This is a genomic window from Rhodococcus pseudokoreensis, assembly GCF_017068395.1.
GTDB lineage: Bacteria > Actinomycetota > Actinomycetes > Mycobacteriales > Mycobacteriaceae > Rhodococcus_F > Rhodococcus_F pseudokoreensis.
Map to the genome: position 1 here is coordinate 1,209,737 of NZ_CP070619.1, position 13,820 is coordinate 1,223,556.

Genomic DNA, 13,820 nt, shown 5'->3' on the forward strand with positions numbered 1-13,820 from the left:
GACAGAGCACAGAACAGACTGCCTTTGGAGGATCTCGTGACCGTCTCTGCCGATACCGTCGAAACCGTCGTCACCGCGTGCCGCGACCGATTGGGCGACCCGTCCGGCTGGGTCACCTCCGATGCCTACCGGCACAGCCTCGCGCTCTGCATCATCGAATCGGTGCAGTCGAGTGCCGGGCACAGCGAGGTCGCCGTCGTCGACCGCTACCTGGCATATCGGCGGGCGCACCCCGATCAGCCCCTCACCGATGGCGCCCGCGACCTCCTCCGCACATTCGAGGAGGCGGGCAGCTCGGACCAGTGGGCGGGCAAGGTCGGCTCGTACAAGCGGCGGTACACCGCCACCGGCGTGCCGATCGAGGCGCGTCACATCCAGCTGGCGGCCGAGCGACTACACCAGCTCCGCATCAACAGCATCGACGACCTCCTCGAGGCCGCCAGGGACGAAGCCGCCCTGGAGCAGATCCACGACGCGTGGATCGAGGTGTGCGGGGAGAGCAGCGACGTCACGTGGGCGCACTTCCTGATGCTCGCCGGCATCCCCGGCGTGCGGCCGAATCGGGTGGCGGACGTCTTCATCAGCGGCGCGCTCGGCATCTCGGAAGCCACCGACGACGGCCTGGCCGAGGAGATTCTCGCGGCGACCGCGACGGAACTCGGGGTCGATCCCGACCAGTTGAACTATGCGATCCGGCGCTGGCTGTCCGCGAACTCGCGCCGTCTCGAAGAGGCCGCCTGAGTTATCAGTTTACGTCGAGTTACACTAATCTCCGCTGGTCAAAACAGAAATACACATAACGGACATCAGCCCTGGTGCGAAACTAGGACAAATGTGATCGAATGCACATCCGTCATGTCGTTTCAGTGGAGGGGTCATAGTGCGTGAATTCTCGGTACCGCAGTCGTTCTCAATTCCGGAGGACGCCTCCATGGCGGACACGGTCTTCCGTCATGCCGAGGAAGACCCGAGGTTCGTTCCGTTCAAGCGCCCGGGCAACGGTGGCTGGGTAGACGTCACCGCCGCCGAGTTCGCGGAGCAGGTCTCCGCCGTCGCGAAGGGCCTCATCGCGTCGGGCATCGAACTCGGTGACCGCGTCGCGATCCTCTCCGCCACCCGGTACGAGTGGGTCGTCATCGACTACGCAATCTGGACGGCAGGCGGGTGCACCGTCGCCATCTACGAAACGTCCGCACCAGATCAGGCCAAGTGGATCCTCGAGGACTCCGGCACGTCACTGCTCGTCGTCGAGAACGCGAAGCAGGCCGACGCGCTGAAGGTCGTCACCGAGGCCGCCCCGGACCTGCGCGAGGTCCTGCAGATCGAGGGTGCGGGCGCGATCGAGGAACTGTCGAAGCGCGGCGAGAGCGTCACCGACGAGCAGCTGCACGAGCGTCGCCACCAGGTGCGCGCGTCGTCCCCCGCAACCCTCATCTACACGTCGGGCACCACGGGCCGCCCCAAGGGCGTGCAGTTGACGCACTCCAACTTCTACGCGGAGTCCGCCGCCGTGAAGTTGGCGCTCAGCGACGCGATGTACGCGGGCAGGCGCACCCTGATGTTCCTGCCCCTCGCGCACGTCTTCGCCCGCGCCATCTCGTTCGGGGCGTTCGACGCCAAGGTCACGGTCGCGCACACCGCCGACCTCACCACGCTGCTCGACCAGTTCGCCGCGTTCAAGCCGCACTTCATCCTGTCGGTGCCGCGCGTGTTCGAGAAGGTCTACAACTCCGCCAAGCAGAAGGCGTACGACGGCGGCAAGGGCAGCATCTTCGAGAAGGCGTCCGCCACGGCGATCGCGTACAGCGAGGCGCAGGACACCGGCGGCGCCGGGCTGGGCCTCAAACTCAAGCACGCCCTGTTCGACAAGCTCGTCTACTCGAAGCTGCGCACCGCGCTCGGCGGCGAATGCGACCGCGCCGTCTCCGGTGGCGCCGCGCTCGGCGCCCGCCTCGGTCACTTCTTCCGCGGCATCGGCGTCCCGGTGTACGAGGGCTACGGTCTCACCGAGACCAGCGCCGCCATCTCCGTGAACACCACCCGCGCGCAGAAGGTCGGCACCGTCGGCAAGCCGATCGACGGCCACGCCGCGAAGATCGGCGAGGACGGCGAACTGCTGCTGAAGGGTCCCGTCGTGTTCGGCGGGTACTGGCACAACGATCAGGCCACCGCGGATTCGATCCGGGACGGCTGGTTCCACACCGGCGACCTCGGCTCGATCGACGAAGAGGGCTACATCTCGATCACCGGCCGCAAGAAGGAAATCATCGTCACCGCGGGCGGCAAGAACGTCGCGCCCGCGGTCCTCGAGGACGCCCTCCGCGCGCACCCGCTGATCAGCCAGTGCCTCGTGGTCGGCGACGGCAAGCCGTTCATCGGCGCACTCATCACCCTCGACTCCGAGACCCTCCCCGGCTGGAAGGAACGCCACGGGCTGGCCGCCGACACCCCGGTGTCCGAACTGGTGAAGAACCCCGACCTGGTCGCCGAGATCGACGAGGCCGTCGCCGAGGGCAACAAGAAGGTGTCCAACCCGGAGCGGATCAAGAAGTACCGCATCCTCGAGGTCGACTTCACGCAGGAGACCGGTGAGCTCACGCCCACGCTGAAGCTCAAGCGCAACGTCATCCACAAGGAGCACGGCGCGGCCATCGAGGCCATCTACGCGTAAGCGGCTCCGCCGCCCGTGAGTGACTACGGAGTCCCTGCACTCCTCAACCACTCACGGGCGCGCAGCGCCCAGCACGAAATCGCGGACCACGGCCGTGACGGCGGCGTGGACCTTCTCGTGCAGCAGGTCGTGTCCGGCGTCGTCGAACTCCCGTAGTTCGAGGCCCGCGATGCGCGCCGCCCAGTCCCGGACGGGATCGATCGGTGCCATGCGGTCGTCCACGCCGTGGACCGCGAGCAACGGCATCTCCAGCGAACCCAGCGCGTCCGCCGTCTGCTTCACGGCGGCGGTCTTCGGGGTCCCGCACAGAATCGCGCGCCGGAATCCGGAGTCGCCGCGCATGAGGAGTTCCATCGAGACGGCAGCCCCGAGGGAATGCCCCATCAGCACGCGCGGGACGTCCGGTGCGTGCTGCTCCGCGAGGCGGGTGAGGAGCGCGGCGTCCTCCGCCAGTTCTGCGACGGACCCCGGATGGTCACCCTCGGACAGGCCGTGACCCGCCTGGTCGATTCCCCACACCCCGATTCCCGCCGGCGTCAGCCCGCGCGCGAACCGGTGGTAATGCCCCGTGTGCTGCCCCATCCCGTGCAGAAACACCAGCTGGACGGCGGGTCCTCCCACCGCGCTCCAGTGCCGGTAGTGGACTCGTCCGGAGTGGCCGTCGAAGAAGGGCATGGCTGCCATTCTGGACGTGTCGCCCCCCGATGGCACAATCGGCCGGGTGAACTCACCGGCAGAACTGGGGACGTAGCTGTGTTCCTCCTCGACGACACCATCGTCTACAGCGCCAGCGACCTCTCCGCGGCCGCCACCTGCGAGTTCGCGTTGCTGCGCCGGTTGGATGCCACGCTCGGGCTCGGCGGCGGCGCCGCCGCCACATCCGTCGACGACGATCCGATGCTGCGACGGACGTCGAGCCTGGGCGACGCGCACGAGCATCGCCGGCTCGAGCAGTTCCGCGGCGAGTTCGGCGACGGGGTGGTCACGATGGACCGGCCCGAGTACACCACCGTGGGTCTGTTCGACGCGAACCTGGCCACCGTGGAGGCGATCCGCGGCGGCGCCGACGTCGTGTACCAGGGCACGTTCTTCGACGGCCGCTTCCTGGGCTTCTGCGACTTCCTCGTCCGCGACGGCGACACGTACGCCGTCTACGACACCAAGCTGTCCCGGCACGCGAAGGTGTCGGCTCTCCTCCAGCTCGCCGCCTACGCGGAAGCGCTCGCCGGCAACGGAATTCCCACGTCTCCCGACGTCCACCTGCTGCTCGGCGACGACAGCGACTCGGCGCACCCGCTCGGCGACATCGTCCCGGTGTACTCCGCCCGACGCGCCTCGCTCGAACGGATCCTCGACGAGCACCGCGACGAGAAGTCGGTCGCGGAGTGGGGCGACCCCCGGTACACGGCGTGCGGCCGCTGCGACACGTGCACCCCGGAGGTCGAGCAGCACCGCGACCTGCTGCTGGTCGCCGGAATGCGCTCGACGCAGCGGAGCCGGCTGATCGCGGCCGGGATCGGCACGCTCGACGCCCTCGCCGCGCATGCCGGCAGTGTCGAGGGGCTGCCCGAGCGCACCCTCGAATCGCTGCGTGCGCAGGCCGCTCTGCAGTTGCGGCAGGAGTCCTCGGGCACCCCCGAGTTCCAGCTGTACGCCCCGCAGGCCCTGGGCGGGCTGCCGGAACCGGACGACGGCGACATCTTCTTCGACTTCGAGGGTGACCCGCTGTGGGCCGAGAACGGTTCCACCGACTGGGGTCTCGAATACCTCTTCGGCGTGGTCGAGGGTCCCGCCGACGCCGCCGTGTTCCGGCCGTTCTGGGCACACGACCGCGTGGAGGAGCGGCACGCGCTCGTCGATTTCCTCGACTACGTGACGGCGCGACGTCAGCAGTACCCGAACATGCACATCTACCACTACGCCGCGTACGAGAAGTCGGCGCTGCTGCGGCTGGCGGGGCGGCACGGCGTCGGCGAGGAAACCGTCGACACCCTGCTGCGCGACAACGTCCTCGTCGACCTGTACCCGGTGGTGCGCGGCTGCCTGCGGATCGGTGAACGGTCCTACAGCATCAAGAAACTCGAACCGCTGTACATGCCGGAGCAGCCGCGCGACGGCGACGTCACCAACGCCGCCGCGTCGGTGGTCGCGTACGCCGACTACTGCGATCACCGCGACAACGGCCGCGACGAGGAGGCCCGCGCGCTGCTGCAGGGCATCGCCGACTACAACGAGTACGACTGCGATTCCACGTTGCGGCTGCGCGACTGGCTGATCGGGCAGGCGCGGACGCACGACGTGGCCCTCCGGCCGCCGGGCGACGGGCCCACCCCGGTGACCGAGGACTGCACGCCCGCGGAGGCGGCGTTGCGCGAGTTCGCCGGGCACGGACCGAGCGAGCACCGGGAACACGACCAGCAGGCCGCCGCACTCATGGCGGCGGCGGTCGGCTATCACCGGCGCGAGCGGAAACCGTTCTGGTGGGCTCACTTCGATCGGCTGGTCGTGCCGCACGACGAACTGTCGGACATCCGGGACGTGCTGGTGGTGTCGTCCGCGGTCGTCGAGGAGAGCTGGCACAAGAGCAGTCCCCGGCAGCGCAAGCTGCGCCGGCGTCTCGAACTCACCGGCCGGTTCGGGACCGGGAGCACGGTGGGGCCCAAGACCACGATGTACGCGCTGTACGACGTTCCCGCGCCGGAGGCGGTCGCCGGCGACAACCCGCAGCAGCGGGGAACGTGCACCGTCAACGTGCTCGAGGTCGGGAAGGACGGCCGCCGCCGCGACGTGGTGATCGTCGAAGAACTCCTGAACGGCGAGGAGTACGGGCAACTTCCGACGGCGATCACCCCCGGGCCACCGATCACGACCGACCGCATCGAATCGGCGATCGCGGTGGCCGCGGACGGCATGTGCTCACCGCTGCCGGAGCTTCCGCTGTGCGCGTCCGTGGACATCCTGCGGCGGTCCGATCCGCGCACCCGGAGCGGGAATCCGCTTCCGCCCGTCGACGGCACGGACTACGCGGGCGCGATCACCGCGGCCCTGCTCGATCTCGAGGACTCGTACGTCGCGGTGCAGGGTCCGCCCGGCACCGGCAAGACGTACACCGGGGCCCGGGTGATCAAGACACTCGTCGAACAGCACCACTGGCGGATCGGCGTGGTCGCGCAGTCGCATTCGGTGATCGAGAACATGCTCGGCGGCGTCGTGAAGGCCGGGCTCCCCGCCGAACTCGTCGCGAAGAAGGACGGGCGGCATCGCGCCGCGACGTGGACCGACATCAGTTCCAACGACTACCCCGGCTTCATCGACCAGGCGGAGGATACGGGCTGCGTGATCGGCGGGACCGCCTGGGACTTCGCCAACACCGACCGCGTTCCGCCCGGCAGCCTCGACCTGCTGGTCATCGACGAGGCCGGGCAGTTCGCTCTCGCCAACACGATCGCGGTGGGCGGTGCGGCCCGCAATCTCCTGCTGCTCGGCGATCCCCAGCAGCTCCCGCAGGTCAGCCAGGGTACCCATCCGGAACCGGTGGACGCGTCGGCTCTCGGGTGGCTCGCCGAGGGGCACGGGGCGTTGCCCGCGAGCCGGGGCTACTTCCTCGAACGCACGTGGCGGATGCACCCCCAGCTGTGTGCTCCCGTCTCGACGCTGTCGTACGACGGCAAACTGCGTTCGCAGGAATCCGCCAGCGCCGCACGGCGGCTCGACGGCATGGCCCCCGGGGTGCACACCGTCTTCGTCGACCACCAGGGCAATGCCACCCAATCCCCCGAGGAATCGCGGGAAGTGGTCAACCGGATCACGAAGCTGCTCGGATCCGGCTGGACCGACCCCAGCGAATTCGAGGGCACCCGCCCACTCGACGAGTCCGACATCCTGGTGGTGGCGCCGTACAACGCGCAGGTCGGGTTGATCGAACGCGATCTGGCCGCCGTCGGCCTCGGCAAGGTCGAGGTGGGCACGGTCGACAAGTTCCAGGGGCGGGAGGCCGCCGTCGCCATCGTATCGATGACCGCGTCCGCGATCGAGGACGTGCCGCGCGGTATGTCGTTCCTGCTGTCACGGAACCGGATGAACGTGGCGGTCTCCCGCGGCAAGTGGGCGGCGATCATCGTCCGGTCGGAATCGCTGACCCAGTACATGCCGAGCACCCCGGAAGGACTCACGGAACTGGGCGCCTTCATGCGGCTCACCGGTCAGCCGAAGCACTGACCTTCGCCGCGGTAGGTGGGCACTGCGGTGCGGGATCCGTCCGACTCGACGAGGTGCACCTCGGTGAACCGCTCGCACAGTTCGCCGGCCTTCGCGTGCCGGAACCACACGCGGTCGCCGATGCCGAGATCGGCTGCCGCCCTTCCGGTCACGGGGGTCTGCACCTCGCCTGCGCCCTCGTTGCGCAGTAGCTTCAGGCCCGTCGGCCACATCGGTGCGGGCATGCGGCTGCGCCCGGCGGGTCCGGAGGCGATGTAGCCGCCGCCGAACAGCGTCGCGATTCCGGGTGCCGGCCGCCGGACCGTCGAGAGGGCGAAGTACAGCGACGGGTGCGGGCGGAACGAGCGGTACCGGTCGAAGAGTGTGGGCACGTACAGGCCGGACCCGGCCGTCACCTCCGTCACGACCGGGTCGGCGGAGCTCACCTCGAGCGAGCCGGTGCCGCCGCTGTTGACGATCTCGAGCGCCCCGACCTCCGACTGCACAGCATTCACCACCGCGCCACGACGGGTCGCGAGTTCCTTGGCGGACGCCCGCTTCATCCAGCCGATCGGCGGACTGGAGTCGGGCAGTCCCGCGATCTGCGCCTCGTAGAACATGACTCCGACGACGGCGAACCCCCGCGCGGCGGCACGTTTCGCGAACGCGGCGACGGCGGACGGTTCGCGGAGCGGGGAGCGGCGGACCCCGATGTGGACGGGCCCGAGCCGCAGCGACGCGTCCACGTCGATGCACAACCGGGCCCGGAGGGACGTCGTGCCGGCGGCGGCGGACACGAAGTCGAGGTGGTCGTCGCTGTCGACCATCAGCGTGATCCGGTTCAGCAGTTCGGGTTCGGCCGCCAGTTCAGCGAGGGCCCCGCGGTCGGCGGTCGGGTAGCCCATGAGGATGTCCTGCGCGCCGTGCCGGGCGAGCCAGATCGCCTCGCGGAGGGAGTACGCCATGATCCCGCGGAAGCCACCGGCCGCGGTGAGATTCTCACCGAGCGCGACCTGGAGTACCGCACGGCAGCGGACGGATTTGCTGGCGACCCGGACCGGGGTGCCGCCGGCGCGCCGGACCAGGTCGGCGGCGTTGGCGCGCAGCGTGGGCAGGTCGAGCGCGGCCAGCGGCGGGTCGATCTCGGTGGTCGAGGCGATGAGACGGTCGAGCGTGGGCGTCACAGTTCGTCCAATCGTTGTGCAGCGATCTGCGACGCCAGTCAACCATCGAGTTGGACGATTGTCCAGATCGATCGGGTCCGATCAGGCCTGCTCGACCGCCTTCGCCGTGATCACCTGCACCATCTCGTCCAGCGCCGCGATCATCGCCTCGCTGTCCCGGTCGACGAGCCACCGCAGCACGAGCCCGTCCAGCATGGCCAGCCCGAACCGCGCGATCGCCTCGACCGGAGTTCCCCAGCCGACGCCGGCGATCCGGGCGCACTCGGCGAGGAACTCGATCGCCTCCTCGTCCATCGTCCGGTACTGCTGACCGGCGATGTCGCCTGCGCGCTCGCTCCCGGACGCCCGGTGCCGTAACGCCTGCGCGGTGATCTCGTACGTGAGCAACTGGCGGTCGGGGGTGGCCTCGATGATCGGCCACATCCCGCTGATCCCGATGTGGAGCAGTTCGCGCAGACCGTCGATCCCGCGCAGGTCCGGCGCGTGCCGCACCTGACCGAACGCCAGCCGCATCGATGCGCTGAGCTGCAGAACCAGGCTCTCGCCCATCGCGGCGAGGAGTTCCTCCTTGCTCTCGAAGCAGTAGTGCACCACACCGAGCGAGACACCCGCCTCCTCCGCCACGGCGCGCACCGTGACCGACGCGACGCCGCGCTGCTCCGCGATGGCCAGCGCCGACTCGACGAGTTGGGCACGACGTTCGTCCGCAGGAAGCCTGTTCAGCATCCTCTGATCGTAGAACCTGAGAGAGCCTCCCCCGCGACCAACACGGACGCCCGACCAACCCGGCATTTGCCTGGACGAGCGTCCAGGTTCATGATGGGCGAATGGCACAGGACACATGGCGCAACTGGGCGGGCACCGAGACGGCGAACCCGCTGCGCTACGCGACCCCACGCTCGGTGGAGGACCTCTGCGCGCTCGTCGTCGGTGCCGCGCGGCAGGGACAGCGGGTCAAGGCCGTGGGGTCGGGCCACTCCTTCACCGGGGTCGCCGTCACCGACGGGATCCTCGTCAGCCTCGACGCCCTCACCGGCATCGAATCCGTCACCCTCGACGAACCGGCGGGCGCCCTCGTCACCGTCCTCGCCGGCACGCGGCTACGTGATCTGAGCGAGCAACTCTGGCACCGCGGCCTGGCCATGATCAACCTGGGCGACATCGACGTGCAGTCCGTGGCGGGTGCGCTGTCCACCGGAACACACGGCACCGGAGCGCGTTTCGGAGGTCTTGCCACCCAGGTCCGCGCCCTGCAGGTGGTGCTGGCGGACGGCTCGGTGGCCGACTGCTCCCCCACCGAGAACCCCGGACTGTTCGAGGCGGCACGCCTGGGCCTCGGCGCGGTTGGCATCATCTCGAAGGTCACCATCCAGTGCGTACCGAACTACGTGATGCACGCCGTCGAGAAGCCGGAGTCGCTCGATGCCACCCTCGACCGTCTCGACCACGACCGCGCCACGGTCGACCACTTCGAGTTCTACTGGTTCCCGCACACCCGCCGCGTCCTGACGAAGCGCAACACCCGGTTGCCCGGCGACACCCCGACGTCGCCCCTCCACCCGGTCCGCGCGTACCTCGACGACGAACTGCTCTCCAACATCCTGTTCGAGGGCATCAACAGGGTGGCGGGCCTTGCGCCGTCGACGATCCCGAAGATCAACCGGATCTCGTCCCGCATGCTGAGCGCGCGCGAGTTCACGGACCGCAGCTACCGAGTCTTCGCATCGGAGCGCCGGGTCAAGTTCCGCGAGATGGAGTACGCGGTACCCACGGAGGCACTTCCCGACACTCTCGCGGCGATCGACTCGTGGGTGGAGAAGTCCGATTTCACGGTCGCGTTCCCCGTGGAGGTCCGCTTCGCCGCGGGCGACGACGTGTGGCTGTCGACGGCGAACGGGCGGGACACGGCGTACATCGCGGTGCACCAGTATCACCGCCGCAATCACGAACCGTATTTCGCCGCCGTCGAGGCTATCGCCCGGGAGGTGGACGGGCGGCCGCACTGGGGCAAGATGCACGGCCGCACCGCCGAGGACCTGCGGCCTGCGTACCCGAACTTCGACGAGTTCCTCGCCGTGCGCGACAAGTACGATCCCGAGCGAATGTTCGGCAACGCGTACCTCCGGACGGTCCTCGGTCGCTAACGTGGGACAGGTGGCCCCCAGTCGATCTTTCGACCGTCGCAACTTCCTTCGCGTCGCGGGTGCCTCCGGGGCGGCGGTGTTCGGTGCCGCGATGCTCGGTGCGTGCGGGGAACGCCTGCACGATCCGGAGGTTCCGCCGCTGCCCGACGGCCTGTCCGTCCCCAGTGGCGGAGCGGTGTCCGAGTTCGCACCCGTCGACAAGGCGACATGGCGTGTGCAGGGCGATCCGCTGGTCGCGCCGACCGGCGACGGTCCCCTCGCCGGCATGCGACTGGCCGTGACCGACCTGTATGCCGTTGCGGGACAGCAGATCGGCGCGGGCAGCGGGCGAAGACTCGCCGAGGCGCCCGCCGAAACCGGTACCGCTGCGGTGGTGGCGCGCCTGCTCGGGCAGGGCGCCCGCGTCGTCGGCCTGGCGCAGACCGACGACCTCGGTTACGGACATTCCGGCGTCAACCAGCAGTTCGGGACGCCGCCCAACCCCCGCGCCGAGGACTGCCTGCCCGGCGGTGCGACGTCCGGCGCCGCGAGTGCGGTCGCGCAGGGCGCCGCCGACATCGGGCTGGGCGTCGACACCACCGGTTCCGTCCGCATCCCGGCGTCGTATCAGGGCCTGTACGGCTTCGCGCCGTCCCGGGGCGCCGTCTCCACCGACGGACTGTTCCCGCTGTCCCCCACGTTCGACACCCCGGCGTGGGTGTGCAGTGACGTCGACACGCTCGTCGCGGTGTCCGGTGCCCTGCTCCCCCTCACCGCGGAGACCCCGTTCCGCGGCGCCCTCACCTCGGACGGCATCAACGCCGTCGCCGAGGCCGGGGCGCTCGGCGCGGTGCGGCGCGCCCTCACCGAATGGGAGAAGAGTTCCCTTCCGCGGCTGACGTGGACCGACACGGACATCGGCCGGCTGCCCGACTGGTACGACGCCGTCGTCGACGTGCAGGGCTACGAGGCGTGGCGGCTGCACGGCGAGTGGGTGAGCCAGGCGATGTCGTCGCTCGGCGACGAACCCGGCCGCAATTTCGCCGACGCCAGCCGCATCTGGGAGACGACGTACGGGCGGAAACTGACCATGCTCGCCGAGGCGTCGCAGACGATCACCGCATATGTGGGTGACCGCCTGCTCCTGCTGCCCGCGACGTCGTCCGTCGCCCCCGAGCGGACGGGCGACCCCAGCGGCGGACCGTTCCGGAACACGATGCGCGCCACCGGGATGCTCACGTGCCTCGCGAGCATCTCGGGGCTGCCCAACGCGACCGTGCCGTTGCGCACCGACGACGGGGTTCCCGTGGGCCTGTGCCTGGTCGGGCCGTACGGCCGCGACCGCGACGTGCTGGCCGTCGTCGCGAGTCTCGGCGACACGGGGCTGACGGACTGACGACCGGGGTGATCAGCCGCGGAGCAGTTGCGCCTTGCGTGCGTCGCTCGCGAACGACGCCTTGATCGAGTTGCGGGCCAGAGTGTCCCGCTCGGCGTCGGTGAGGCCGAGCTGGTCCCGCAGTTGCGCGAAGTTGTCGTCGACGTATCCGCCGAAGTAGGCGGGGTCGTCGGAATTGACGGTGACGAGCAGACCGGCCTCGAGCATGGTCCGCAGTGGGTGCTCGGACAGCGAGTCGACGACGCACAGCCGCACGTTCGACAGCGGGCACACGGTCAGCGGCACTTCCTCGTCCACCAGGCGCGCCACGAGCGCCGGGTCCTCGAGCGCTCGCACCCCGTGGTCGATGCGCTCGGCGCCGAGGAGATCGAGTGCCTGCCAGATGTACTCCGGCGGTCCCTCTTCGCCCGCGTGCGCGACCACGTGCAGCCCTTCCGACCGGGCGCGGGCGAACACGTCCTCGAACAGCGACGGCGGGTTTCCCACCTCGGCGGAGTCCAGTCCGAGCCCGACGATCGGCGTCTGCAACCGGATGATCTCGGAGAACACTTCCTCCGCCTCGTGCACGGGACGGTCGCGGAGGATCGCGGCGATGGCGGCACTGCTGAGGCCGAACTCCCGCTCGCTGGTGCTCACCGCGTCCATGATCCCGTCGAGCACGTCGTGCAGCGGGACACCACGATTGACGTGGGCCTGCGGGTTGAAGAAGAACTCCACGTGCGCGACGCCGCCCGCGGACGCCCGCGCGAAGTAGGCGCGGGTGAGGTCCGCGAAGTCCTGGGCCGTGCGCAGCACCTGCATGTTGGCGAAGTACAGGTCGAGGAACGACTGCAGATCGGTGAACTGGTACCGAGAGCGGAGATCGTCGAGGTCCGCGTACGGCAGCTGCACGGAGTTCCGTTCGGCCAGCGCGAAGATCAGCTCGGGTTCGAGGGAACCCTCGATGTGCATGTGCAGCTCGGCGACGGGAGAGCTCACGGGTGGATACCTGCCTTTCGCACCACCTAGGCAGCGGTGTCGCGGTCGACGATACGGACGAACCCGTCGCCGTCGATATTCGCGGTGTCGCCGGTGTGAAACCAGCCACCGGTGAACGTCTTCGCGGTGACCTCGGGCCGGTTCCAGTAGCCGCGACTGACTCCCGGACCGCGACAGAGCAATTCGCCGACACCGCGGCCTGCGTCGGGCCCGAGGAGCGCCACCTCCATGCCGCCGAACGCGACACCGACACTGCCGGCGTGTGTCAGAGCGCACTCGTCGGGCAACGCCAGCCCGGCACCGCACGTCTCGGTCATGCCCCACCCGAGGAAGTGCCGGGCCTCGGGGAACGTTTGCCGGAGGAGTTGCGACTGGTCGAGGGACAGACCCGAGCCGCTGTAGTCGATCCAGCGCACTGCGCGCCGGCCGAAACTCGTCACCCGCGAACTCTCCACGGCGCGCAGGAGAACGGCGGGGGCCGCGGTGAGCACGTCGGCTCCGGTGCCGCGCCACGACGCCGCGTCGGTGCTCCCCGTCAGCAGGACCGTTCCGCCCACCACCAGCGTCGAGAGCAGTTCGACGAGCGATCCGACGGTGTGCAGTTCGGGTTCGACGAGGAGATTCCGCAGTCCCTCGGAGCTGAACCCGCGCGCGTGGAGCACGGATTCGATGGTCGAGAGGACGTTCTCGTTGCTCAGCTCCACACCTTTCGGGGACTCCGACGGGCCCGGCGTGTACGACAGCAGCACCAGCTCGTCCGGGCTGGCGCCGTCGTCGATGAACGAGATGCCTTCCGGCAGTTCGCCGTCGAGGGTCAGCACCGACTGGCTGTCGGCGAGCACCTGACCGGTCCGCGCGTCGTCGAGCGCCGGGCTCACCCCGACCGGCACGCCACCGGCGAGCAGCACCCCGAGGAACGCCTCCACCCAGCGGACGCCCACTGGCTGCCGGACCGCGACACGGTCGCCGATCTCGACGCCCTTCGACTTCAGCCCGCCCGCCACCCGGGCCGCGGACGTCCACAGTTGCGAGAACGTGAGCGACCGGCCGCCGTCCTCCTCGACGGCGATCCGGCCCGCGTAGCGGTGCACGGAGATGTCGAGCAGTTCGGTGAGCGACGGGTTGAGGCCGCCGTACCGGAGCAGTCCGTCACGACCGCGGACCACACGATCGTCGTGGAAGAACGGACCACTACTCGGGTACTCGACGAGGGACGACGACATCTGCACCTCCGCTGACGACACTGCTGCGCGACCGGGACGTTTGCCACG

10 protein-coding genes are annotated in these 13,820 nt (G+C 69.4%); 5 read left to right on the plus strand and 5 right to left on the minus strand.

All coding sequences use genetic code 11. The features are described from left to right. Window positions 1-36: 36 nt before the first annotated feature. Both JWS13_RS11015 and JWS13_RS11020 read left to right on the plus strand, forming a co-directional pair. Window positions 37-741 carry a heme peroxidase gene (locus JWS13_RS11015; RefSeq protein WP_087558999.1) on the plus strand — a complete coding sequence of 235 codons (705 nt, stop codon included), beginning with the start codon at window positions 37-39 and terminating at the stop codon, window positions 739-741. A gap of 139 nt (window positions 742-880) precedes the next feature. Further along, a complete protein-coding gene (locus JWS13_RS11020) occupies window positions 881-2,671 on the plus strand; it encodes an AMP-dependent synthetase/ligase (protein ID WP_206005575.1) in 1,791 nt (596 codons plus the stop codon). A 51-nt stretch (window positions 2,672-2,722) separates the two neighbouring features. On the opposite strand, the gene JWS13_RS11025 is transcribed toward JWS13_RS11020, so the two are convergent. Beyond that, window positions 2,723-3,346: an alpha/beta hydrolase gene (locus tag JWS13_RS11025; RefSeq protein ID WP_206005576.1), complete on the minus strand. Its 624-nt coding sequence runs from the start codon at window positions 3,344-3,346 to the stop codon at window positions 2,723-2,725. A gap of 78 nt (window positions 3,347-3,424) precedes the next feature. Here JWS13_RS11025 and JWS13_RS11030 point away from each other — a divergent pair, with 78 nt between their 5' ends. After that, on the plus strand, window positions 3,425-6,889 hold the full coding sequence (locus JWS13_RS11030; RefSeq protein ID WP_206005577.1) for a TM0106 family RecB-like putative nuclease: 3,465 nt from the start codon (window positions 3,425-3,427) through the stop codon (window positions 6,887-6,889). Here JWS13_RS11030 and JWS13_RS11035 read toward each other — a convergent pair. Together JWS13_RS11035 and JWS13_RS11040 are read right to left on the minus strand one after the other, a co-directional pair. After that, window positions 6,874-8,052: an amino acid deaminase/aldolase gene (locus JWS13_RS11035; RefSeq protein WP_206005578.1), complete on the minus strand. Its 1,179-nt coding sequence runs from the start codon at window positions 8,050-8,052 to the stop codon at window positions 6,874-6,876. The two genes, JWS13_RS11030 and JWS13_RS11035, sit on opposite strands and share 16 nt — an antisense overlap. Before the next feature lie 81 nt (window positions 8,053-8,133). Beyond that, window positions 8,134-8,778 (minus strand): TetR/AcrR family transcriptional regulator, encoded by a 645-nt coding sequence (locus tag JWS13_RS11040; protein WP_087558952.1) that lies wholly within the window; start codon window positions 8,776-8,778, stop codon window positions 8,134-8,136. Between the two features lie 101 nt (window positions 8,779-8,879). On the opposite strand from JWS13_RS11040, the gene JWS13_RS11045 reads away from it, so the two are divergent. Beyond that, window positions 8,880-10,196, plus strand: a complete 1,317-nt coding sequence (locus JWS13_RS11045; RefSeq protein WP_206005579.1) for a D-arabinono-1,4-lactone oxidase — start codon at window positions 8,880-8,882, stop codon at window positions 10,194-10,196. Between the two features lie 10 nt (window positions 10,197-10,206). Then, on the plus strand, window positions 10,207-11,571 hold the full coding sequence (locus tag JWS13_RS11050) for an amidase family protein (protein WP_206005580.1): 1,365 nt from the start codon (window positions 10,207-10,209) through the stop codon (window positions 11,569-11,571). 12 nt (window positions 11,572-11,583) lie between these two features. Here the strand turns inward: JWS13_RS11050 and JWS13_RS11055 are convergent, their stop codons facing one another. Together JWS13_RS11055 and JWS13_RS11060 are read right to left on the minus strand one after the other, a co-directional pair. Continuing rightward, a complete protein-coding gene (locus JWS13_RS11055; protein WP_072948338.1) occupies window positions 11,584-12,549 on the minus strand; it encodes an adenosine deaminase in 966 nt (321 codons plus the stop codon). 26 nt (window positions 12,550-12,575) lie between these two features. Beyond that, window positions 12,576-13,772 carry a class I adenylate-forming enzyme family protein gene (locus JWS13_RS11060; RefSeq protein ID WP_206005581.1) on the minus strand — a complete coding sequence of 399 codons (1,197 nt, stop codon included), beginning with the start codon at window positions 13,770-13,772 and terminating at the stop codon, window positions 12,576-12,578. Between the last annotated feature and the right edge of the window lie 48 nt (window positions 13,773-13,820).

What these genes read in the sequence shown, in the direction of transcription:
- JWS13_RS11040 (WP_087558952.1), bottom strand. Translation starts at nt 8,778, where the DNA reads ATGCTGAACAGGCTTCCTGCGGACGAACGTCGTGCCCAACTCGTCGAG.
- JWS13_RS11045 (WP_206005579.1), top strand. Translation starts at nt 8,880, where the DNA reads ATGGCACAGGACACATGGCGCAACTGGGCGGGCACCGAGACGGCGAAC.
- JWS13_RS11060 (WP_206005581.1), bottom strand. Translation starts at nt 13,772, where the DNA reads ATGTCGTCGTCCCTCGTCGAGTACCCGAGTAGTGGTCCGTTCTTCCAC.
- JWS13_RS11025 (WP_206005576.1), bottom strand. Translation starts at nt 3,346, where the DNA reads ATGCCCTTCTTCGACGGCCACTCCGGACGAGTCCACTACCGGCACTGG.